This window comes from Salinisphaera japonica YTM-1 (assembly GCF_003788585.1).
Taxonomy (GTDB): domain Bacteria; phylum Pseudomonadota; class Gammaproteobacteria; order Nevskiales; family Salinisphaeraceae; genus Salinisphaera; species Salinisphaera japonica.
Window position 1 is genome coordinate 19,921 of the sequence record NZ_AYKG01000024.1, and the last position, 23,883, is coordinate 43,803.

At 63.8% G+C, this 23,883-nt stretch carries 17 protein-coding genes; 13 read left to right on the plus strand and 4 right to left on the minus strand.

All coding sequences use genetic code 11. The annotated features are described in order from the left end of the window. Nucleotides 1–8 precede the first annotated feature (8 nt). From SAJA_RS08740 to SAJA_RS08795, 12 genes are all read left to right on the plus strand, one after another. The gene (locus tag SAJA_RS08740) at nt 9–2,210 is read left to right on the plus strand and encodes a type IV pilus secretin PilQ (protein WP_123658288.1); all 2,202 of its coding nucleotides are present in this window, start codon (nt 9–11) and stop codon (nt 2,208–2,210) included. A gap of 49 nt (nt 2,211–2,259) precedes the next feature. Further along, entirely contained in the window at nt 2,260–3,930 is a 1,671-nt protein-coding gene (locus SAJA_RS08745; RefSeq protein WP_184999820.1) for an Ig-like domain-containing protein, read from the plus strand. A 109-nt stretch (nt 3,931–4,039) separates the two neighbouring features. Beyond that, complete coding sequence (gene aroK / locus SAJA_RS08750) at nt 4,040–4,570, plus strand: shikimate kinase AroK (RefSeq protein WP_123658290.1); 531 nt, start codon at nt 4,040–4,042, stop codon at nt 4,568–4,570. After that, nucleotides 4,570–5,142: an RDD family protein gene (locus SAJA_RS08755; RefSeq protein WP_123658291.1), complete on the plus strand. Its 573-nt coding sequence runs from the start codon at nt 4,570–4,572 to the stop codon at nt 5,140–5,142. Before aroK ends, SAJA_RS08755 begins: the two co-directional genes overlap by 1 nt. 5 nt (nt 5,143–5,147) lie before the next feature. Beyond that, complete coding sequence (gene aroB, locus SAJA_RS08760; RefSeq protein WP_123658292.1) at nt 5,148–6,245, plus strand: 3-dehydroquinate synthase; 1,098 nt, start codon at nt 5,148–5,150, stop codon at nt 6,243–6,245. 198 nt (nt 6,246–6,443) lie between these two features. After that, nucleotides 6,444–10,904 (plus strand): glutamate synthase large subunit, encoded by a 4,461-nt coding sequence (gene gltB, locus SAJA_RS08765; protein ID WP_123658293.1) that lies wholly within the window; start codon nt 6,444–6,446, stop codon nt 10,902–10,904. Nucleotides 10,905–10,975: 71 nt separating this feature from the next. Further along, entirely contained in the window at nt 10,976–12,385 is a 1,410-nt protein-coding gene (locus tag SAJA_RS08770; RefSeq protein ID WP_123658294.1) for an FAD-dependent oxidoreductase, read from the plus strand. An 891-nt stretch (nt 12,386–13,276) separates the two neighbouring features. Next, nucleotides 13,277–14,311 (plus strand): glycosyltransferase family 2 protein, encoded by a 1,035-nt coding sequence (locus SAJA_RS08775; protein ID WP_123658295.1) that lies wholly within the window; start codon nt 13,277–13,279, stop codon nt 14,309–14,311. A 29-nt stretch (nt 14,312–14,340) separates the two neighbouring features. Then, nucleotides 14,341–15,072 (plus strand): orotidine-5'-phosphate decarboxylase, encoded by a 732-nt coding sequence (gene pyrF, locus SAJA_RS08780; protein WP_123658296.1) that lies wholly within the window; start codon nt 14,341–14,343, stop codon nt 15,070–15,072. A 39-nt stretch (nt 15,073–15,111) separates the two neighbouring features. Next, complete coding sequence (hemE, locus tag SAJA_RS08785) at nt 15,112–16,155, plus strand: uroporphyrinogen decarboxylase (RefSeq protein WP_123658297.1); 1,044 nt, start codon at nt 15,112–15,114, stop codon at nt 16,153–16,155. 6 nt (nt 16,156–16,161) lie between these two features. Further along, entirely contained in the window at nt 16,162–17,097 is a 936-nt protein-coding gene (locus tag SAJA_RS15370; RefSeq protein ID WP_123658298.1) for an acetyltransferase, read from the plus strand. Beyond that, nucleotides 17,090–18,001: a cytochrome c oxidase assembly protein gene (locus tag SAJA_RS08795; RefSeq protein WP_245963274.1), complete on the plus strand. Its 912-nt coding sequence runs from the start codon at nt 17,090–17,092 to the stop codon at nt 17,999–18,001. The genes SAJA_RS15370 and SAJA_RS08795 overlap by 8 nt, the downstream gene beginning before the upstream one ends. Here SAJA_RS08795 and SAJA_RS08800 read toward each other — a convergent pair. The 4 genes from SAJA_RS08800 to SAJA_RS08815 all read right to left on the minus strand — a co-directional run bounded on the left by SAJA_RS08800 (nt 17,892) and on the right by SAJA_RS08815 (nt 22,530). Continuing rightward, on the minus strand, nt 17,892–19,235 hold the full coding sequence (locus SAJA_RS08800; RefSeq protein WP_123658300.1) for an MFS transporter: 1,344 nt from the start codon (nt 19,233–19,235) through the stop codon (nt 17,892–17,894). The two genes, SAJA_RS08795 and SAJA_RS08800, sit on opposite strands and share 110 nt — an antisense overlap. Then, a complete protein-coding gene (locus SAJA_RS08805; protein WP_245963275.1) occupies nt 19,228–20,436 on the minus strand; it encodes an SAM-dependent methyltransferase in 1,209 nt (402 codons plus the stop codon). Before SAJA_RS08805 ends, SAJA_RS08800 begins: the two co-directional genes overlap by 8 nt. A 73-nt stretch (nt 20,437–20,509) precedes the next feature. Beyond that, nucleotides 20,510–21,286 (minus strand): DUF1365 domain-containing protein, encoded by a 777-nt coding sequence (locus tag SAJA_RS08810; protein WP_123658302.1) that lies wholly within the window; start codon nt 21,284–21,286, stop codon nt 20,510–20,512. Continuing rightward, nucleotides 21,274–22,530, minus strand: coding sequence for an NAD(P)/FAD-dependent oxidoreductase (locus SAJA_RS08815; RefSeq protein WP_123658303.1), 1,257 nt, complete (start codon nt 22,528–22,530; stop codon nt 21,274–21,276). The genes SAJA_RS08810 and SAJA_RS08815 overlap by 13 nt, the downstream gene beginning before the upstream one ends. Before the next feature lie 201 nt (nt 22,531–22,731). Between SAJA_RS08815 and SAJA_RS08820 the strand changes: the two genes are divergently transcribed. Next, the gene (locus tag SAJA_RS08820; protein ID WP_123658304.1) at nt 22,732–23,709 is read left to right on the plus strand and encodes a malate dehydrogenase; all 978 of its coding nucleotides are present in this window, start codon (nt 22,732–22,734) and stop codon (nt 23,707–23,709) included. The last annotated feature ends 174 nt before the right edge of the window (nt 23,710–23,883 follow it).

Genomic DNA, 23,883 nt, shown 5'->3' on the forward strand with positions numbered 1-23,883 from the left:
TGGTGTTGATGCCTCGTCTGGTAAAAAACAAATCGCGGGCCGGGCTCGCGCTCGTCTTGTTGTTGGCCACGTCGCTGATCAGTACCGCCGCAGCTGCGGCGCTGATTGATATTCAGCCGGCCAGCGACGGCGCGCGAAACGGCCTGCGGCTGGTCTTCGACGACACCCCGCCCACGCCGTCGGTCTTCACCATCGAGGATCCCGCGCGTCTGACACTGGACATGCCGGGCACGAATCTCGGCCTGACACAGCGCTATCGAACCATCGAGCGGGGGGGTATCGAATCCGTGGCCGCGGCCGAAACCGGCGACAAGACACGGCTCGTCGTCAATCTGACGCGCCTGGTCGATTACGACATACAGCGCAAGCCGCGCGCGCTGTTGGTGTTTTTCGGCGCCGACCAGCCATCCGGCGCGACACCGGGGGCAGCCGCACAGACAATCACCGACATCGATTTCCGGCGCGCCGACAACGGCGCTGGCCGGATCAAGATCACGCTCGACGGCACCCAGGCGCCGGTGGATATCGGGCGCCAGGGCCAACGCGTGGTGGCCCGGCTGTCCGGGATCGCGCTGCCGGCGCGTCTATCCCGGCGTCTGGATGTCACCGATTTCGCCACCCCCGTGGCCACGATCGATGCCCGCGATCAGGGCGCGGACACGCAGATCGTGATCACGCCGCGTGCCGAGGCCGTCTACGAGCGTCTGGCCTATCAGACCGGCAACGATCTGGTGATCGAGCTGCGTGGCCTGGACCGGGCCGAGCGCGCCGACAACGCGGCCCGTCAGCCACGCTACGACGGCGAGAAGATCTCGCTGTCGTTTCAGGATATCGACGTACGCACGGTGCTCCAGATCATGGCCGAGACCGCCGGCGTGAACATGGTCGTCGCCGACAGCGTGACCGGCACCATCGCCTTGCAGCTCGATGACGTGCCCTGGGATCAGGCGCTGGATATCGTGCTCGACGCCAAGAACCTGGGCATGCAGCGCCAGAACAACGTCATCAGCGTGGCACCGCTGTCCGAGATCGCCGCGCGTCAGGCCGCCAAGGCCGAGGCCCGCCGGGCGACCCGCGAGCTGGCCCCGCTGCAATCCGAGATCATTCAGATCAACTACGCCAGCGCGGCCGACATGGCCAATATCGTGCAATCCGACACGGTGACCACGCGCCAGAGCTTCGTTGCCCCGACGCGCGCCACGCCGGGCCTGGATTTCGCCGGGGGCGACAATGACCTGGCCGGCGCGGTCTCGCCGTTCAGCCGCACCAGCACGCGGGCCCAGCGCACGGTCAATACCTCGACCGATTCCGAGCGCGACGAGCACTCCCTGCTGTCACCCCGCGGGCACGTCACGGTCGACGATCGCACCAATACCCTGCTGATCACCGATACCGCGGCCAAGATCGAGCAGATCCGCAACCTGATCAACCGGCTGGACATCCCGGTACGCCAGGTTCTGATCGAATCGCGCATCGTGGTGGCCAATCGGGATTTCACGCGCAATCTGGGCGTGTCCCAGACCGGGGTGGACAACTCACGGCTCAACAACGCGCTTGGCGCCGGCGACGGGCTGGGCAACGCCTATAACGCCAACAACGGCGGCTATGCCGTGGCCCTGCCGGCCCAGGGCGCGACCAGCCTGCTCTCGACCTCGATCGTGACCGACACCTTCAGCCTGAACCTCGAACTCACGGCCATGGAGATGGAAAACAACGGCGAGATCATTTCCTCGCCGCGCATCATCACCGCCGACGGGCGCGAGGCCAATATCGAACAGGGCCGCGAGATTCCGTATCAGTCCGGCACCGCCGGCGGGCTGGCCGGCGCCACGGTCGAGTTCAAGAAAGCCGTGCTGGGCCTGAACGTCACGCCCAAGATCACGCCCGACAAGAAAGTGATCATGAATCTCAACGTCACCCAGGACTCGGTCGGCGAATTCGTGCCCACCTCTCAGGGCGGCCAGGTGCCCTCGATCGATACCCGCAGCCTGACCACGCAAGTTCTCGTGGATAACGGCGACACGGTCGTGCTGGGCGGTATCTTCGAGCAGAACGACAGTAACCAGACCGGCTCGGTGCCGTTTGTCAGCAAGATCCCGCTGATCGGCGCGCTGTTCACCAATCGCAGCCTGGAACGTCAGAAGCGCGAGCTCCTGATCTTCGTCACGCCGAAGATTCTGGAAAATCAGGCCAGCCTGCAATCACGTTGAAACCGATCATCGTCGGGGGACGATGACGACACGCCTTAAAGGGGGAACCATGACCGAAAACCACAGCTGGGCCCGCATCGTGCTGGCCGCCACATTCGCCATCACCTTGTTCGGCTGCACCAGCGGCGACGATTCCAGCGATGACGCCAACAACGACGATACGCCCGCGGACACCGGCGATAACGTCGCCGACACCCCGGCCCGGCTTGGCAGTTTCGATGCCAACGGCGACTTCCGCCCCGGCGTGATCGCAGCCAGCCAGACGACGCTGACGAGCGGTCAATCAAGTGAACTCACGCTGCGCCTACGCGACGGCGACGCGGGCGACAGCGCCCAGGCCACCAGCGTGTTCTTTTCCTCCCCCTGCACCCAGGCCGGCGATGCCGATATCACGCCGAGCGTGGTTCAGAACATCAACGACACGATTACCACAACGTACACGCCGCGTGGCTGCAACACCTCGGATACCGTCACCGCCAGAACCAGTATCAACGGCCGCACGCTGGAGGCCTCGGTCACGCTCTCGCCGCGGGCAACGACCGCCGCGGCGTTGGCGTTCGTGGCAACCAGCAACCCACAGATCGGGATACAGGGCACCGGCATTCTGCCGCCCCAGTCGCAGATCACGTTTCGCGTGACCGACGATCAGGGCATGCCCGTGCCTAACCAACGCGTGATGTTCGAGCCCGAAACCCGGGTCGGCGGCATCACGCTTTCGCCCCAAAGTGCACGCACGAACGCCCAGGGCGACGTATCGACCACGGTCACCTCGGGCACGCAGGCCACGACCTTGCAGATCGATGCCCGCACGACCGGTAGCGATGGCCGTGTCGTATCCGGCCAGTCGCGTGCGCTGGTTGTAACCACCGGCCTGGCCGATCAGGACAGTTTCTCGATCAGCGCCGAGTCATTGAATATCGAGGGCCTGGACCGCGACGGAGTAACCACGGCTATCAGCGTGCGCGCCGCCGATCGCTTCAACAACCCGGTTCCCGACGGCACCACGATCAATTTCCGCACCGAAGGCGGCTCGATTCCCGGCGCGTGTCAGACCACGGACGGCGGTTGCTCGGTGACGTTCGTCAGCCAGAATCCGCGGCCCGATGACGGCCGCGTGACCGTGCTGGCTACCGCCACCGGCGAGGAAAGCTTTGAAGACACCAACCCCTCGAACGGACGCTTTAATGCCGGCGAGGCATTCACGGATACCAGAGAAGCGTTTCTGGACATCGATTACGACAACGCGCGTGACCCTGACGAGCCCTACATCGACTTCAACAACAACGGCCAGTACGACCTCAAATCCGGCACGTTCAACGGTCTACTGTGCAACGCCGACGATGAATGCGCCGAGCGCAACACGATCGCCGTCCGGGATGATCTGGTCATCGTGCTGTCGGGCTCGTCGCTGTTCATCGATCTGCCGGCCATGATATCGCTTGGCGATAACGCCACCACGATCAACGTGGCGGTGCGCGATTCAAACGATCAGGTGCCGCCGTCTGGCACGACCGTGGCCGCCACCACCACACAGGGCACGATCGAGGGCCCGAGCTCCTTCACCGTGCCGGCCACGAACCAGAAAACGCCGTACGTCGCCTCGTTTCGGCTCGAGCCTTCCGGCTCGGAGGGTCAGGGCGTGTTTCGTGTCACGGTTACAACACCGAGCGATACCATTTCGCGTGACACCGCCACGGTCGTGGAGGCTGTTTCTGACTAGAACACAGACTTTCATTTCCCGACTACGGTACACTGCACGGGTTTGATCCCGGCCGGCACCGTTTCGGCCCGGATCGGTTCAATGTCTACCACTCGTTTTTAGTACGTACATGGCATCTAACCCGAATATCTATCTCGTCGGCCCCATGGGCGCCGGCAAAACCACTGTTGGTCGACGCATCGCCGAACTCAAGGGCATGAATTTCGTCGACTCGGACCAGGAAGTCGAAAAGCGCACCGGCGTCGATATCTCCTTCATCTTCGACATGGAAGGCGAGGACGGTTTTCGCAAGCGCGAGCGCGAAATGATCGCCGAGCTCTCCGAGGAGCCGAACACGGTCATGGCCACCGGCGGCGGCGCGGTGCTGGATGACGCCACGCGCAACCTGCTGTCGGCACGCGGCGTCGTGGTGTATCTGGAAACCACGCTGGAGCAACAGCTGGCGCGCACGCGCAAATCCACGGATCGGCCGTTGCTGGCCGGCAGCGATGACATGGAGGCCACGCTCACGGCCCTCATGGAAGAGCGCGATCCGCTGTATCGCTCGATCGCCGATGTGGTCATCGCCACCGGCGATCAGCAGGCGCGCAAGCTGGCCCGGGAGATCGTCGAGCAGCTGGAGGCCATCGGCACGGCGTAATGGCCGCACACGACGACAGCACAGACGGCGAATCGATCGGCGCTGATTGGGTCTATGCCGGGTTCTGGAGCCGGGTATGGGCGGCGGTGATCGATTCGTTCCTGTTGCTGATCGTGGTGTTTCCGATCCTGGGCTGGTTGATTCCCGGCCCGCACGGCCCGGCACTCACCTCCGGCGCGCTTGTCGCCCCCGACGGGCGTATCGATTATCAGGCGCTGACGCTGACCGGCGCGGCCCTGCCCGGGCCGGTGCATGTTCTGGTCTATTGGGTCCTGCCGGCACTCGTCGTGCTGTTGTTCTGGTTCTTTCGCGAGGCCACGCCCGGCAAGATGCTGATCGGCGCACGTATCGTGGATGCGCGCACCGGCCAGCCTGCGCGTACCGGTCAGCTCGTGCTGCGCTATCTGGGTTATTACGTGGCCACTCTGCCGTTATGCCTGGGCCTGGCCTGGGTCGGCATCGATCGCCGCAAACAGGGCTGGCACGACAAGCTGGCCGCCACCGTGGTCATTCGTCGCCCAGGGGCGACGCGCCCGGCCGATGATTTCGGCACCACCTCGCACCGTGAGTGAATTGCATGCCGCGTTCTGACGTCACCACCCTGCCCGTGGCGCTCGATACCCGAGCCTACGATATCCATATCGCCAGCCGTCTCATCGATGCCCCGGCCGCCTATGCCGGGGCGATTGCCGGGCGTCACGTGCTGATCGTGACCAACGAAACGGTCGCCCCGCTTTATCAGGCGCGTGTCATGGCAACACTGGCCGAGGCGCACGAGGTGGACACGCTGGTGCTGCCCGACGGTGAGGCCACGAAATCCATGGCCACGCTGGACATCATCACCACGCGGCTGCTGGAAAATCGCTGTGGGCGCGACGCCACGATCGTGGCGCTGGGTGGCGGCGTGATCGGCGACCTGGCCGGGTTTGCGGCCGCGATCTATCAACGCGGGATCGATTTCGTCCAGGTGCCCACCACCCTGCTGGCCCAGGTGGACTCCTCCGTGGGCGGCAAGACCGGCGTCAATCATCCGCTGGGCAAGAACATGATCGGGGCGTTTCACCAGCCTCGCCGGGTGCTGGCCGATATCGACGTGCTCGACACATTGCCGGCGCGAGAGTTCTCGGCCGGCATGGCCGAAGTCATCAAGTACGGGCTGATACGCGACCCGGCGTTCTTCGACTGGCTGGAAGCCAACATGCCCGCGATCATGGCGCGCGACCCGGCCTGTATCGTTGAAGTCATCCGGCGTTCCTGTGCCAACAAGACCGAGGTGGTCGTGGCCGACGAGCGCGAGGCCGGCGAGCGCGCCCTGCTCAACCTGGGCCATACCTACGGTCACGCGCTGGAGGCCGAGCTGGGCTACGGCGTCTGGCTGCACGGGGAAGCCGTGGCCGCCGGCATGTGCATGGCCGCGGACACCTCGCGCCGGCTGGGCTGGCTCGATGATGCACAAGTGGCGCGTATCGAGGCGGTGATCGCCGCGGCCGGCTTGCCGATCATACCGCCGCCGGAGGTATCGGCGGCGCGTATTCATGATCTGATGTATCGCGACAAGAAGATGAGCGCCGGCGCGCTGCGCCTGGTGCTGCTCAAGGACATCGGCCACGCCGTGCTCGAGCGCGATTACGGCGCCACGCTCGCGGCCACCCTAGAGCGGTATCTGGCGGCATAAGCCTGCCCAAGGCTACCCGGGCCGCTCGATTGATTGTCGCGCGCCGGCCTTTTATATTGATGAGCGACGCACCGTGCCGCGCTTTGACGCCATGCTGCGCCCAGTCGTCGCCGAAACTGTTGATGTGCCTGTCTCGTATTCAAGAGCAAGCCTATCGACGCGTGGCGGCGACCCCGCCCAGCCAGGGGACGAAAACCTATGCATAAATTGACCGGCGGACTCTATTCTCCGGAGTTCGAAAAAGACGCTTGCGGCTTCGGCATGATCGCCAACATGGACGACAAGCCCAGCCACTGGCTCCTGGATACCGCGATCGGCGCGCTGGAGCGCCTGACCCATCGCGGCGCGGTGGCGGCCGACGGCAAGACGGGCGACGGCTGCGGCATCCTGATGAAAAAACCGGATGCGTTCCTGCGCACGATCGCAGATGAGGCCGGCATCGAACTGGCCGATCACTACGCCAGCGGTATCGTGTTCCTGTCGCAGGATAAAGACACCGCCGAGCTCGCCAAGGCCGAGCTGGTCCGCCAGCTGGAAGATGGTGGCCTGACGGTCGCCGGCTGGCGCGATGTGCCGATCGATGCAGAGTCCGCCTGCGGCGTCGAGGCCATGGAAACCCTGCCGCGGCTGGAACAAATCTTCGTCAATGCCCCGGCCGACATGGAAGCGGCGCTGTTCGAGGCCCGGCTGGTCTTTGCGCGTCGACGCACCGAAAACGCACTGACCAACGACGACACCTTCTATGTGCCCTCGCTCTCGGCGCACGTGTTGTCGTTCAAGGGCATGGTCATGCCCAGCTACCTGACCACCTTCTACAAGGACCTGGCCGACGACCGGCTGGAAACCGCACTTTGCGTATTCCACCAGCGTTTCTCGACCAACACCCTGCCGCAGTGGCGCCTGGCTCAGCCGTTCCGCTATCTGGCCCATAACGGCGAGATCAACACGATCACCGGCAACCGCAACTGGTCGACCGCGCGGGCCTCGAAGTTCGCCTCGGACAAGCTGCCCGAGGACATGGCCTCGATCCTGCCGCTGGTGTCCATGGACGGCTCGGACTCCTGCAGCCTGGACAACATGCTGGAGATCCTGCTGGCTGGCGGCATGGATATCTTCTATGCCATGCGCCTGCTCATGCCGCCGGCCTGGCAGAACGTGGATTACATGTCGGCCGACATGCGCGCGTTCTATGAATACAACTCCATGCACATGGAGCCCTGGGACGGCCCGGCGGGCATCGTGCTCACCGACGGTCGTTATGCGGCCTGCTGCATGGATCGTAACGGCCTACGCCCGGCGCGCTATGTCATCACCAAGGACCGGCACATCACGCTGGCCTCGGAAATCGGTGTATGGGATTACACGCCGGATCAGGTCGTGGCCAAGGGCCGCCTGAAGCCCGGCGACATGCTGGCTGTGGATACCGAAACCGGCGAGCTGCTCCAGCCCAAGGACATCGACGGTCGCCTGGCAAGCCGCAAGCCCTACAAGCAATGGCTCAAGCGCCATGCCCGGATGCTCGAGTCGCGCCTGGCCGACACGCGCGACGAGGCCTGGATGGAGCGCCCACGCCTGAAGTCGCTGGAAAAACTTTTCCACGTGACCTTCGAGGAACGCGATCAGGTGTTGCGTCCGCTGGCCGAGGCCGGCCAGGAAGCGACCGGCTCGATGGGCGATGACACGCCGTTTCCCGTGCTCTCGCGCCACGATCGCGTGCTCTACGATTATTTCCGTCAGCAGTTCGCCCAAGTCACCAACCCGCCGATCGACTCACTGCGTGAGCGTATCGTGATGTCGCTGGAGACCTGTCTCGGCCGCGAGCGCAACGTCTTCGACGAGTCCGAAGAACGTGCCAAGCGTCTCGTGGTGGACTCGCCCGTGCTCTCCACCGGCAAGTTCCGTCGCCTGCTGGCTCTGGACGACGAAAACTACGGCGATATCACCTTCGACCTGACGTATCCGGCCAACGCCGATCTGCGCCAGGCGATCGAAACCCTGTGTGATGACGTCGTCGAAGCCGTACGCGACGGCAAGACCGTTATCGTGTTGAGCGATCGCAACGTCGAGAGCGGTCAGCTGCCGATCCAGGCGTTGTTGGCCACGGGGGCCGTGCATCATCGGCTGACGCGCGAGAACCTGCGCTGTGATGCCAACCTGATCATCGATACCGCCAGCGCGCGCGATGCCCAGCACTTCGCCTGCCTGCTGGGCTACGGCGCGACCGCCGTACATCCGTATCTGGCCTATGAGTGCCTGAACGATCTGATCACCGTCGGCCAGGTCAAGGACAAGACCGCCGACGAGCTTTGTGCGGCCTATCGCAAGGGCATCAACAAGGGCCTGTACAAGATCATGTCCAAGATGGGCATCTCGACCGTGGCCAGTTATCGCGGCGCCCAGCTGTTCGAGATCGTGGGCCTGGCCGACGAGGTCGTGGATCTGTGCTTTACCGGCACGGTCTCGCGTATCGGCGGGGCCAGCTTTGCGCATCTACAGGCCGATACGGCCAAACTGGCCGGCAACGCCTGGAACCAGCGCATCGCCATCGATCAGGGCGGCCTGCTCAAGTTCGTCTATGGCCAGGAGTATCACTGCTACAACCCGGACGTGATCGCCACGCTGCATGAAGCCGTGTCCTCGGGCGAGTACGCCAAGTACAAGGAATACGCCGATATCGTGCAGGGCCGCCCCGTGTCGGTCTTTCGTGATCTGTTCCAGCTGCGCGATGACCAGACACCGATCTCGGTCGACGAGGTCGAGTCCATCGAGGACATCACGCCTCGTTTCGACTCGGCCGGCATGAGCCTGGGCGCGCTGTCGCCCGAGGCCCACGAAGCCATGGCCCAGGGCATGAACCGCATGGGCGGGCGCTCGAACTCCGGCGAAGGCGGCGAAGACCCCAAGCGCTTCGGCACCGACAAGATGTCGAAGATCAAGCAGATCGCCTCCGGGCGGTTTGGCGTGACGCCGCATTATCTGGTCAACGCCGAAGTGCTGCAGATCAAGATCGCCCAGGGCGCGAAGCCCGGCGAAGGCGGCCAGCTGCCCGGGCACAAGGTCAACGAGATGATCGCCTACCTGCGCTGTGCCAAGCAGGGCGTGGCCTTGATCTCCCCGCCGCCGCATCACGATATCTACTCGATCGAGGATCTGGCGCAACTGATCTTTGACCTGAAACAGGTCAATCCCAAGGCCGTGATTTCGGTCAAACTGGTGGCCGGGCCGGGTGTCGGCACGATCGCGGCCGGCGTGGCCAAGGCCTATGCCGATCTGATCACGATCTCCGGTTACGACGGCGGCACCGGCGCTTCGCCGCTCACCTCGGTGCGCCATGCCGGCACGCCCTGGGAGCTTGGGTTGTCGGAAACCCACCAGACCCTGCGGGCCAACGATCTGCGCGAGAAAGTCCGGGTACAGACCGACGGCGGCCTGAAGACCGGCCTGGACGTCATCAAGGCCGCGATCATGGGGGCCGAGTCGTTCGGTTTCGGCACCGGGCCGATGGTGGCTCTGGGCTGTAAATACCTGCGCGTGTGTCACCTGAACAACTGCGCGACGGGCGTGGCCACCCAGAACGAGATTCTGCGCGATCGCTATTTCATCGGTCTGCCGGAAATGGTGCAGAACTTCTTCAAGTTCATCGCCCAGGACACGCGCGAGATTATGGCCTCGATCGGTGTGGCCAAGCTGGAGGATCTGATCGGGCGCACCGAGCTGCTCGAAATCCTGCCGGGCGATACGCCCAAGCAGCAGGGCCTGGATCTGCGCCCGATCCTCTCCACCGGTGGCCTGGCCAGCGACAAGCCGATGCATTGCCTGGCCGAGCGCAACGAGCCGTTCGATAAGGGCGAGCTGGCCGAGCAGATGGTCGCCGATACGCTGGAGGCCATCGAGAACAAGGCCGGTGGCACCTTCGAGTACACGGTGCGTAACAGCGATCGCTCGATCGGCGCGCGCCTGTCCGGCGAGATCGCCCTGCGCCACGCCAATACCGGCATGGCCGAGCACCCGATCACGCTCAAGCTCACCGGCACGGCCGGCCAGAGCTTTGGCGTATGGAACGCCGGCGGGCTACATATGGCGCTCACCGGCGATGCCAACGACTACGTCGGCAAGGGCATGGCCGGCGGCCGGCTCGTGATTCGACCGCACCCCGAGTCTGATTTCGTCACGCGTGATGCCGCTATCATTGGCAACACCTGTCTCTACGGGGCGACCGGCGGCACGCTCTACGCGGCCGGCCAGGCCGGCGAGCGCTTCGGCGTGCGCAACTCCGGGGCCACGGCGATTGTCGAGGGCATCGGCGATCACGGCTGTGAGTACATGACCGGTGGCTGTATCGTGGTGCTCGGCGGCACCGGCATCAACTTCGGCGCCGGCATGACCGGCGGTGCGGCCTACGTGCTGGATGAAAAACGTGAGTTCGTGGATCGTTACAACCACGAGCTGATCGATATCCATCGCGTGGTCTCGGAGAACATGGAAGCCCATCGCAACTATCTGCGTGAGCTGATCGAGGCCTATGTCGAGGCCACCGGCAGCGCCTGGGGGCAGGAGATCCTCGAGGATTTCCGTGGCTATGTCGGCCAGTTCTGGCTGGTCAAGCCCAAGGCCGAATCGGTCGAGACCGTGATCGACACGCTCACCCGCGCGGCCTGATCGGCGCTTACTTTCTCGTGTTGCGGGCAGCAGCCGCTGCCCGCGCATGACTACATCGACAAGGTTTTTCGATGGCAAAGAATCATCTGCAGTTTCTCGAGACCCCGCGCCAGGACCCGGCCAAAGTGGCCGTGCCGGTACGGATTCACGAGTTCGCCGAAATCTACGGCCAGTTCGACAAGGAAACGGCCCAGGCCCAGTCCGGGCGCTGTATTTCCTGTGGCAACCCGTACTGCGAGTGGAAGTGCCCCGTGCACAACTACATTCCCAACTGGTTGAAGCTGGTCAACGAGGGCAATCTCTTCGAGGCCGCCGAGCTGTCGCACGCCACCAACACCCTGCCGGAGATCTGTGGCCGGATCTGCCCGCAGGACCGGCTGTGTGAAGGTGCTTGCACCATGAACGACGGCCTGGGCGCGATCACGATCGGCTCGGTCGAGAAATACATCACCGACGAGGCCTTCAAGCAGGGCTGGCGTCCGGATGTCTCCAACGTGGTCTGGACGGACAAGAAGGTTGCCGTCATCGGCGCCGGCCCCGCCGGTCTGGGTGCCGCCGATATCCTGGTGCGTAGCGGCGTACAGGCCGTGGTCTTCGACAAATATCCGCGTATCGGTGGCCTGCTGACCTTCGGCATCCCGCCCTTCAAGCTCGAAAAAGACGTGGTCGAGACGCGTCGCGAGGTCATGGAAGGCATGGGCGTGGAATTTCGTCTGGGCGTGGAGGTCGGCCGCGATATCCAGATCGAAGACCTGATGGAAGAATACGACGCGGTCTTCATGGGCATGGGCACCTATACCTACATGAAGGGCGGCTTCCCGGGTGAAGATCTCGAAGGCGTCTATGAAGCCTTGCCGTTCCTGGTTGGCAACATCAATCGCGAAATCGGCCTGACCGATCAACCCCACTCCTTTGTGGACATGAAGGATCAGCGCGTGGTGGTTCTCGGCGGTGGCGATACGGCCATGGACTGTAACCGCACGTCGCTGCGCCACGGCGCGACCGAGGTCATCTGTGCCTATCGTCGCGACGAAGACAACATGCCCGGCTCGGCCCGCGAGGTCGAAAACGCCAAGGAAGAAGGCGTGCAGTTCCTGTTCAATCGCCAGCCGGTCGAGATCGTCGGCGACGACAAGGTCGAGGGCATCAAGATGGTCACCACACAGCTCGGCGAGCCCGACGAGCGTGGCCGTCGCCGGCCCGAGCCGGTGCCCGGCACGGAAGAAGTCATCCCCGCCGATCGCGTGATCATCGCCTTTGGTTTTCGCCCCGATCCGCAGGACTGGTTCGATACGCAAAGCGTGGACTGCGACGACGGCGGTCGCGTGATCGCCCCGGAAAAAGGGCGCTTCAAGCACCAAACCACCAACCCCAAGATCTTTGCCGGCGGCGACATGGTCCGCGGCTCCGATCTCGTGGTCACCGCCGTCTTCGAAGGCCGCGAAGCCGGTAAAGGCATCCTGGACTACCTGGGCGTCTAAACCTTACGCCCGACCGTGTAAATCGAGGCCCGGCGCTTGCCGGGCTTCGTCATTTCTGGGCCCGGGAACGATTCGGATCTTGTTTAAGACAATCCGCAGATGGGCGCCGATTTCGCAGATGTGGGCTGGGCGATGCGCCGACGTATCGCGGCTAAAAACGCTCGCCGGGTTGCGTGAGCCGAAAAGACAGGCTGTGAAAGCTGCTTTTGATTACAGGCAAGACTCGGGCGTCGTTTCCCAAAGAAAACTTTTGTCCGCGAATGAACGCAAATAAGCGCGAATGAAGACGGTTTGTCCGCCGATGGGCGCAGATTACGCAGATGTGGGCTGGGCGATACGTCGCCGCCTTCCGGCTGAAAACGATTGCCGGGTTGCGTGAGCTATGGCGGAAGGTGCGCCAAAATACGCTTTATCTGTCGTCTATCGCCGAAGCTCAATCGCCGCCGGAACGGCAGCAGTCTGTGGCGCCGCCATGAACCATGACGGCGTTTTGGGCGGTTCGCGCCAAGAATTCTTTAGGTTTTTTACGCTCGTACAGCTAAAACTAGAGCCCTACCAGCGATGCGAGTGCTGCGACAACTAACCATTCCATTACGAACTCTCCAAAACTGGTTTATTCCAACTAACCGCGCTCAACGACGCCTGTCTACGGACAACAATTCTTTATTCGCGTGCATTGGCGTTCATTTGCGGAAAATTTTCTTTTCGATGGTCTTTTATTAATTTTTTAAAGCCTACCCCTGGCCAATCGTAATCGTGGCGCCACCGATCCTGCCATGTCGCACAGGCGCGACCGCCATCTGCGTTTTCTGCGTTCATCTGCGGATAAACTGTCTTGATTAGCGTATCGTCGCGTTCGTTCGCAGACTGATATCCTTTCGACCCTGCCCGATGCCTGAAATCTCTGTCCTCATTCCGGTCTATAACCGCGCGGCCTATGTGACGAGCGCGGTTCGGAGTGTGCTGGATCAGCGCGGGGCGCCGGATTTCGAGGTGCTGATCGTCGACGATGGCTCGACCGATGACTCGCTGGCCCGCGTGGCCGCCCTGGGCGATTCACGCATACGGGTGCTCGAGGCCAAGGCGAACGGCGGTATCGCCTCGGCGCGCAACCGCGGGATCGCCGCCGCCCGCGGGGCCTATACGGCGTTTCTGGATAGCGATGATGTGGCCCGGCCCGAGCGGCTGGCCGCACAGCATGCGTTTCTCAACGCCCGGCCCGATCATGCCGGCGTAGGGGCCTGGATCGGCTGGATCGATGACGACGGCAAGCGGCTGTCGCGCATCAAGCGCAAGCCGCGCACGTATCGCATGATCGCGGCCGAGCGGCTGTTTCGATCCGGCATCGAGAACTCCACGGCGATGGCCCGCACCGAGGTGCTGCGCGCTTATCCGCACGATGAATCATTGGTGGTGGGCTCGGACTACGACCTGTGGGCACGTATCGCCCGAGATCATCCGGTGGCCAGCCTGCCGCATCTGTTGGTCGACCGGCGGGCACACGCCGAGCAGGCCACGACCGAGAACGTGGCCCGCGATCGGTATTTTCGGTGCCGTATCTTTGCCTGGCAGCTCGATGCGCTGGGCATCCATTACACCGATGCCGATCTGAACGGCCATTATCGTTTGCGCCGGCTGAAGAAAGCCGGCGACCGGCCGGATGAGGCGTATCTCGATTGGGCCGAGGCCTGGCTGGCCCGTCTGCGGGCCGCCAATCGTGAGTACCGGCTTTATCCCGAGCCCGAGTTTTCGGGGTTGCTGGCACTGTTCTGGGCCGCGGCGTGTTGGTACGCCGAGCCCCAGGCCAAGGGCATGGCGCGTCTGGCGCGCAACCCGCTGACTCGTGCCTTGCCACGCGGGGCGTTTCAGGGCTGGGCCCATCGTGCGCCGCTCGTCTCGAGAGCCGCGGCACGGCTTGGCCGTTAACCGTTTCATTATTTTTTGACAGGAGTGTCATGGCCCGTATCGATAACGACCGCGACCGGTTGATCTTTGCCCTCGACGTTGCGGATGCCGATGCGGCCCGTGCGCTCGTCGTCCAGCTGGATGATGCGGTGACCTTTTACAAGGTGGGCCTGGAACTGGCCATGGCGCCCGGTTACTTCGAGCTGATCGATTGGCTCAAGGCGCGTAGCAAGAAGGTCTTCGTCGATGTGAAGCTTTTTGATGTGCCGGCCACGGTGGCCGCGGCCGTCAAACGCTTGAACGCCCGCGACGTGGATTTCGTGACCGTCCACGGCAACCAGTCGATCATGGAAGCCGCCGCGGCAGCGCGCACGGGCGATACCCGCATTCTGGCGGTCACCGCCCTGACCAGCCTGGACCGGGGCGACATGACGGATCTGGGCTTTGATTGCGATATCGGCGATCTGGTGCTCTCGCGCGCCCGACGCGCGCTGGCCGCCGGCTGCGACGGCGTCGTGTCATCCGGGCTGGAACTGGAGCGCCTGCGCGCTGAAGCCCCCGACACGCTGGTGACGGTCACGCCGGGCATTCGCCCGGTCGATAACGATGCACCGCCGGATGACCAGAAGCGAGTAATGAGTCCGCGCCGGGCGATTCTCGCCGGTGCCGATCATCTCGTCGTGGGCCGGCCGATCCGTCAGGCCGCCGATCCAAAAGCCGCGGCCGAGGCGATCCAGACCGAGATCGCGGCCGCTGTCGCAGAGCGCTTGGCCAGCCGGTAGAATCGCGGGCAACACTTAACCCCCGGCGATACGCCGCTCATGGCCCACGATCGTTTCCTGCGCGCACTTTCGCGCGAACCTGTCGACGCGACCCCGGTCTGGCTGATGCGCCAGGCCGGGCGCTATCTGCCGGAATACCGCGCGCTGCGTGAAAAAGCCGGCAGCTTCCTCAGTCTCTGCCAGAACCCGGAGCTGGCCTGCGAGGTCACGCTCCAGCCCCTGCGGCGCTTCAATCTCGATGCCGCGATCCTGTTCTCGGATATCCTGACCATTCCCGAGGCGATGGGCCTGGGCCTGCATTTCGTGGCCGGCGAAGGCCCGAAGTTCGAGCACCCGGTGCGCACGCCCGAGGCAATCGCCAAGCTGGCCGTGCCGGATATCGAGGACGAGCTGGGCTATGTGCCGGCCGCGATCAAGCTCATCCGGCGCGAGCTGGACGGCAAGACACCGCTGATCGGGTTTGCCGGCAGCCCCTGGACGTTGGCGACCTATATCGTCGAGGGCGGGCCGTCGAAGAACTACGAGCACTTGAAAGCTCTGATGTTCAACGAACCGGCCGCCATGCATCAGCTGCTGGACGTGCTGGCCCGCTCGACCGCGGCTTATCTCAACGCCCAGATCGCGGCTGGCGCGCAGGCGGTACAGATCTTCGATACCTGGGGCGGCGTGCTCTCGCCGGCCAATTATCGTGAGTTCTCGCTGAATTACATGCAGCGCATCATCGCCGATCTGAAACCCGGCCCGGACGGCCATGTGCCGACCATCGTATTCACCAAAGGCGGCGGTGCCTGGCTAGAGACGATCGCCGATGCCGGGCCCACGGCGATCGGTCTGGACTGGACCATCAACATCGACGAGGCCGTGGCTCGTGTGGGCGATCGCGTTGCCCTGCAAGGCAACGCCGACCCGGCGATCCTCTATGCCAAGCCGGAGCGTATCCGGACCGAGGTGGCCGATATTCTCACGCGCTTTGGCGATACGCCCGGCCATATCTTCAACCTGGGCCACGGGGTGACGCCGCAGGTGCCGCCCGAGCACGTCGAGGCGCTGGTGGAGGCCGTGCACGAGTTCTCGGCGCGTTAATCGAATATGGGCATAGCGCGCGCCGTCACGATCATCCTCAGCGTGGTACTGGTCACGATCGCCGGCGCGATTCCGCTGATACCGGCCGCCGTGGTGAAGATCGCCCTGCCGGCGGGCGGCGCCCGACGCGCGGCCGGGCGTGTGGTCTATTGGGTGTCCTCTACCTGGGCCAAGGCCACGCATACCCTGATCCGGCGGATTTCAGGCACCCGCGTGATCGTGGCCCAGGACATGGCCGATGATCCGGGTGGGCGCTATGTGCTCATCGCAAACCATCAGAGCTGGGCGGATATCATGCTGCTGATCGCCGCGATCTATCCGCAGCTGCCCTTCCCGCGGTTTTTCATCAAGGAACCACTGCGCTGGCTGCCGGTAATCGGCCTGGCCTGCTGGGCGCTGGATTTTCCGTTCATGAAGCGCCACAGCCGGGCGGCTCTTGCGGCCAACCCCCAGCTGCGCCGTGACGATATGGACACGATCCAGCGGGTGTGTGCCGTGTTTCGAGACGTACCGGTCTCGATCGTCAATTACGCCGAGGGCACACGCTCGACGCCGGACAAACGCGCGCTTGCGAACAGCCCGTACGACACGCTGCTACCGCCCAAGGCCGGCGGTACCGCGTTTGCCGTCAACGCCATGGCCGACGTGCTGGACGGTATTCTCGACGTCACCATGGCCTACGTGAATACGCCCGAGCCCGCGTTCTGGGATCTCTTGTGTGGGCGAATCCCCGAGGTGGTGGTACGGATCCGCTATATATCCGTGCCGCCCGAGCTGGCGCGCGGCGACTACACCGCCGACGATGCCTATCGCGATCAATTCAAGGCATGGCTGGGCGAGCTGTGGACTGAAAAGGATCGGGCCGTGGCCGCACTTCAGGATCCAAATCATTCGGCCACGCGCTTTGCCGATCTTGGCGCCCACTCGGCAAACGGTGATTGAGAACACGCCGGCCTGGCTTGTCGATATCGCCGGCTTTTTCGTACCGGTCGACCCGTTAATCGCGCTGCTGGCGGTCTACGCGCTGGTCGTGATCGTCTATGCTCGCGGGGTGATCCGGCGTCGACGTCGCACCGATATCGCCCCGGCCATCGCGTTCATGGGCGGCCTGATCGGCCTGTATCTGTTCACCCAGACCGGGTTGGACGGCCTCGGGCGGCGGCTGTTTTTCGTCCACCGCCTGCAGCATCTCGTACTGCATCATCTGGCGCCGTTTCTGATCGCCCTGGCGCTGCCCTCGGCGGTGTTGGCCGCGGGGCTGCCCGCGGGCCTACGACGCAGGCTGGCCCGCGCATCGGCGCCGCGACTCTTGCGCCTGTCTTATCGCACGGTACAACAACCGGTGGTCGGTGGCGCGTTGTTCGTGGGCCTGATTGCGCTCTGGCTAACGCCGGCCGTGCATCACTGGGCGATGGCCAGCCGCGCCGGCTACTGGCTCATGAACGGCTCGATGGCCGTGGAGGGGCTGGCGTTCTGGTGGTTCATGCTCGATCCGCGCCCTCCGGGCGCCTCAACCACGACCCACGGTTTCGGGACACGAATCGTCGTGCTCTGGGCGGTCATGCCGCCCCAGATCGCCATTGGCGCCATGATCACGTTATCGCCGGTGGGCCTGTATCCGGGCTACGCAGTGGCCGAGCGCGCCCACGGCGTCTCCGCGGCCATCGATCAACAGATCGGCGGGCTCTTAACCTGGATACCGCCGGCGATGATGAGCGTGATCGGCACGCTCGTGATCATGCGCTTTGCCTTTGCCCATCAGCGCGCGACAGCGCGTTCTGGAGCCGTGCGTGACGATTCCGATCCAGGGGAAAATCCCACATCATCCAGATCACGCCGATCTTGATGATCACCGGCACCAGGCCATAGAGAGCAATCAGCGTCCAACGTGCCGTGGCGTCATTGTCGGCCCCGGCATCGAAACCGGCCAGCCAGAGCACCGGGTAAGCGATACCGATAGCCAGCGTGAAAGCCAGCTTGGTGGCCATGCCCCAGAGCCCGAAATACAGCCCGGCGCGGCCATCGCCGCCGGCGGCGGTGTCTTCATCGATCACGTCGGCCTGGATCGAGGCCGCGGTGGCCTGATCCACGCCCAGGCAAGAGCCGCCCAGGACACAGATCAGCGTATAGCCGACGTAGCCGTAAGTGGAATCCGATAGCGTGACGGTGAAGATGAACACCGCCGCGACCATCGCCATCGAGGCACACCACAGCCGATGCTTGGACCAGGCCCGGCCGATCCAGAACCACACCGGCAGGCCGGCCACGGCCGAGAGAAAATACACCACCAGAAACAGCCCGGCCGTGGCTTGATCCGCGCCCAGAATGGCTTGCACGAAGAACAGGAACAGTGCCGCCGGCAAACCGTTGGCCGCGCCGTTGAGCAGATACGCCAGCAGCAGCTTGCGAAACGGCTGGTTGGCGGCCAGAAGCTTCGCGCTGTCTTTCCAACGAATTTTGGATGCCTGACCGGCCGGCTCGGGCACGGCCCAGAGAAACCAGGCCACCGCCACCGGCAAGGCCACAATCAGAAACCAGGCAATGGCTTCGAGTCCCGCGGCCTGGCCGTCGGCCATTTTCGATACGCCAGCGGGCACCAGAATAGCCACCATCGTGCCCAGCACGAAAAACCCCTCGCGCCAGGCGGTGATACGGCTGCGCTCGTCGTAGTCGGCCGACATCTCTGCGCCCATCGTCGTATAGGGCAGATAGATCAACGTCCAGCCCAGATAAGCCACCACGCTCCAGAGCAGCAGATACGCCGCGCTGGCCGATGGGCCGGGCACGAACAGAAACCAGGCCGCGATCATCAGGATCGGCGTGCCGAGCGCGATATAAGGCCGGCGCCGGCCCGCGCGGGCCGTGGTGCGATCGGACAACGTGCCAATCACGGGATCGGTCAGCACGTCGAACAAGCGCGCTGCAAAGATCATGATGCCCACGATGGCCGTGTTCAGGCCGGGCATGGCGGCATAGAACGGCGGCAAAAAGACCGTCAACGGCAGGCCCAGCGCGGCCAGCGGCAGGCCCAGCGCGCCATAGGGCAGGAGTTGTTTCAGCGGATAGCGCGGGCTAGCCAACGGGCCGCTCGAGCACGATCTGCATCAGATCGATATTGCCACCGGCGAAACCGGCCTCGCAGTAGGCCAGATAATAGCGCCACATACGATAGAAACGCTCGCCCCGCTCAGCCACGATCGGGGCTTGCTGCGCGACCACGCGCGCGTCCCAGCGCGCCAGCGTACGGGCATAGTGGCTGCCAAAGAACGCCCGCTCACGCTCGGCCAGACCGGCCGCGCCGGCCTGCTGGCCGAACACCGTGGGCGAGGCCAGCATGCCGCCGGGAAAGATATAACGCTGGATGAAATCCACGTCCTGGCGATAGGCGGCGTAGCGCGATTCATCAATGGTGATGGCCTGAATGGCTGCCCGGCCGCCGGGTTTCAGACAGGCCTGGATCGCACCGAAGTAATCCGGCCAGTAGGCCTCGCCCACGGCCTCGTACATCTCGATCGAGACCACATGATCATATTGCTGGCGCACATCGCGATAATCGCGCAGCTCGAAGTGCACCCGGTCAGCCAGGCCGGCCTCGGCTGCCATCGAGCGCGCAAAACGCAGCTGTTCTTCAGACAGTGTGATACCGGTGACCGATACATCAGCATGTGTGGCCGCATGCCGGGCAAATCCGCCCCAGCCACAGCCGATCTCCAGGATATGGTCGCCGGGCTTGACGTCCAGCCGGTCAAGCAGGCGCTGGTACTTGGCCCCCTGGGCCTCGGCCAGCGACTGATCGGCGCGAGCGAAGATCGCCGAGGAGTAGGTCCAGGTCGTATCCAGCCAAAGCGCATAGAAGCTGTTGCCCAGATCGTAGTGATAGGCGATGTTGCGCTTGGCGCCCCGGCGATTGTTCTCGCGCAGGCGATGGCGCAGCTTGGTGAGTACGCGAAACACCCACTTGTGGTGCGTTAGCCGCGGCGCCACCGCGTCGTAGTTCAACAAGAACAGGCGCAGGGCGGTGGCCGGATCCGGGCTGTCCCACTCGCCGGCCATGTAACTCTCGGCCAGGCCCAGCGCGCCGCTTTTGGTCAAACGGTCGAGCAGATGCGCGTTGTGCAGGTGCACCTCGGCCGCCGGGCCCTCGTACGGGCCTTCAAAGACAGCCTGGCTGGCGTTCGGCAGTTTCAGCACCACCCGCCCGTATTCCAGCCGGTCGAGCTGGCGCACGAGCATCCGGGTTCTCAGATCGCCGGGACTGCCCGCTGTGATCGTTGCCCCCACGCTGCTTGCCTCGCTGTCCTGACTCGAATTGATCGCCCGCAAAGATGATCCCTGTCTGTTATTCGTTAGCATACTACGACCGGTTCGGCCGCGACGGTGTCGGCTTGCGGTGAAACACCGCCCCGCGCAGCCAGAGTTTGACCGCCTCCCAGTGAATTGCTGCGGTCACTTTCACACTCATCCAAGGCACGGCGATGACGGCCTTGATGATCTCGACCGTGGTCAGTGCACGGCGCTCGCCGGCCAGGGCCGTGGCGATACGCAAGGCCCCGGCCTCGTCGTATAAACGTATGCCAAGCCCCAGCCGATGCTCCGGGGCAAGAAAATGAAAGCGATACCGTCCGGAGCGATCAAAAAACGGCGAGACATGAAAGCGCTTGGTCTTGGTCATGGCCCGTTGCCAGGTCATGGCGCCGCCGTTTTCGTGCACGACATAGACATGATGCTCACCAAAGGTGTTGTGCACCTCGGCCAGCACCGCCATCAACGCGCCGTGTACGTCAAGACAGTAATACAGGCTGATCGGGTTGAAGCCATAGCCCAGCACCCGCGGCATGGAGAGCAGCCATACCTGCCCGCCACCCAGATCGATGTCGTGCTCGGCGAGAACGCCGTCCACCCAGCCGCGCAGATCGCGCCCGTCGTGCGGGCCATGATCCGCGTCACGAAACGACAACACATTGAACCGGTTGCGCGAGACAAGCCATGAACGCGCGCAGGCGGTATCGATCGCATCCAGCTCGAAGAGCAGGTAATACGCGCGATAGGCAAACCGATAGGCCGGTGCCCCGGGCCGACGATGGGTCACCCGAGCACGATAGAGACAGGTGCCGACGTCTAACCCGCCCACGGCGGGCTCACTCCCAGACGCTCGGCCACGCGTACCGCACTTTTCAGCCCGTCTTCATGAAAGCCGTAACCTGTCCAGGCACCGCAATAGAAAACCCCGCCACGGCCCTGGATATCAGCCAGCGCGCCCTGCGCGTGCATCGCCCGGCGGGTGAATACCGGATGGGCATAATGGATCTCGGCGATCACATGTTCGGGCAACGGCTCGTAGAGCGGGTTGAGGCTGACGAAATACGATTTATCGCCCGGTATCGCCTGTAGCCGGTTCATCCAGTAAGTCACCGCCACCCGCTGATTGCTGATATCCGCGCGATCGGCGGCATAGTTCCAGGATGACCAGACGCGGCGGCGCTGCGGCATCAAGCGCGGATCGGAATGCAGCACGGCCCGGTTGGGCTGGTAGTCGAAGGCCGAGAGCACGTCGGTTTCAGCGTCGTCGGCATCGATCAGCAGCGCGCGGGTGGTATCGGCATGACAGGCGAATATCACCTGATCGTAGTGCTCGGTGGTGCCGCGCTCGGTGATCAGCGTGATGCCCTCGTTTTCTCGCCGTACGCGGGCCACGGGATCGGCCACGCGTACCCGATCTCCCAGCACCGCGGCCACTGCGTTGACATAGGTATGGCTGCCGCCGGTGACCGTGCGCCACTGCGGGCGGTTCTTGATATCCAGCAGGCCGTGGTTATCGAAAAACCGCAGGAACGAGGCCAGCGGGAAATCCAGGATGCCGGCGGTCGGCGTGGACCAGATCGCGGCCGCCATGGGCAACAGATAACGCGCGCGAAAGGTTTGGCCGTAGCGGTTGTCATCAAGAAACGCCCCGATCGTCTGGTCGACGAAGACATCACGCGCGATGAGCTTCTTGGCCTGACGGTTGAAGCGCGCGATATCGGCGATCATGCGCCAGTGGGCCCCGCTGGCTGCCAGCTTCGGCTGGGCGAAGAGCTTGGTCAACGAATCTCCGGCCCATTCGATCTTGCCGGCGCCGATGGTCACGCCGAAGGACATGTCGCTGGCCTGGGTAGGCACACCGAGCGCATCCAGAAAAGCGCTGAAATTCGGGTAGTTACGATCGTTCAGGACGATGAAGCCGGTATCCACGGCCTGCTCGCCGTCCATGATCGTCACGACGTGACCGCCCAGGCGCGGCTCGGCCTCGAACAGCGTGACCTCGTGGGCATCACGCAGCAGCCAGGCCGCCCCCAACCCGGCGATGCCGCCACCGATGATCGCGATTCGCGACATGTCGCACACTCGTTTGAATACAAATCCAGCCCATGTTGCCACGCGCAGCACGGTCGCGTTGTCTGCACACGCCATAGGAAAAGACTTTGTGTCGGTTTTTATGTTTGGGCTATGCTCGGCTCCGCGTTTTCACACGGACGTCGCCGATTGACGCTCAATGGGCTGCGTCGTCCTTTATCTGGTTCTTCACGAGGAGCTGTCATGAAAGATCCCGTTCGCGTCGCCGTCACCGGCGGTGCCGGTCAGATCAGCTATTCCCTGATCTTCCGTATCGCCACCGGCGAAATGCTGGGCCACGATCAGCCGATCATCCTCCAGCTGCTGGAGATCCCGCCGGCCATGGACGCGCTCAAGGGCGTGATCATGGAGATCAATGACTGTGCCTTCCCGCTGGTCACCGAGATCCACGGCTCGGACAAGCCTGAAGAAGCCTTCAAGGACGTCGACTATGCGCTGCTGGTCGGCTCCAAGCCGCGTGGCAAGGGCATGGAGCGCGCCGATCTGATCAAGGCCAACGGCGATATCTTCTCGGTCCAGGGCAAGGCGCTGAACGACCATGCCTCGAAAGACGTGAAAGTACTGGTGGTCGGCAACCCGGCCAACACCAACGCCCTGATCGCGGCCAACAACGCGCCCGATCTGGACGACGGCCAGTTCACCGCCATGACCCGTCTGGATCACAACCGCGCGATGACGCAGCTGGCACAGAAGACCGATCGCCAGGTCACCGATATCGAAGGGCTGGCGATCTGGGGCAACCACAGCTCGACCCAGTTCCCGGACCTGTCGCATGCCAAGGTGGCCGGCAAGGCCGCGCTCGATCTGGTCGACCAGGACTGGTACGCCAACGACTTCATCCCGACCGTGCAGAAGCGCGGTGCCGCGATCATCGAAGCCCGCGGCGCCTCGTCGGCGGCCTCGGCGGCCAGTGCCGCGCTTGATCACATGCGCAATTGGGTAGCCGGCTCCAACGGCCAGATCGTGTCCATGGCCATTCCCTCCGACGGCAGCTACGACATCGCCCCGGGCATCATGTACTCCTACCCGGTGATCTGTGAAAACGGCGGCTATAGGATCGTCGAAGGCCTGGAGATCAGCGACTTCGCCCGTGAGCGCATGCAGGCCACCGAAAACGAGCTGCGCGAAGAGCGCGAGGCCGTGGCGCACCTGATGAGCTGATCCACGTCAAAGCGTGCAACGATTGAGCCGGCCGCGTGCCGGCTTTTTCGTGTCTAGGGCCTGTTGCCGTTTCATGCGAGCCCGCGCCAAGCGCTCAATAAAATTGACTATGGGCGGCAAGACGAGGCGTAGCCCACGCCGCGCAGTCATTCTGCGCCAGTGGGCTAGAACGCT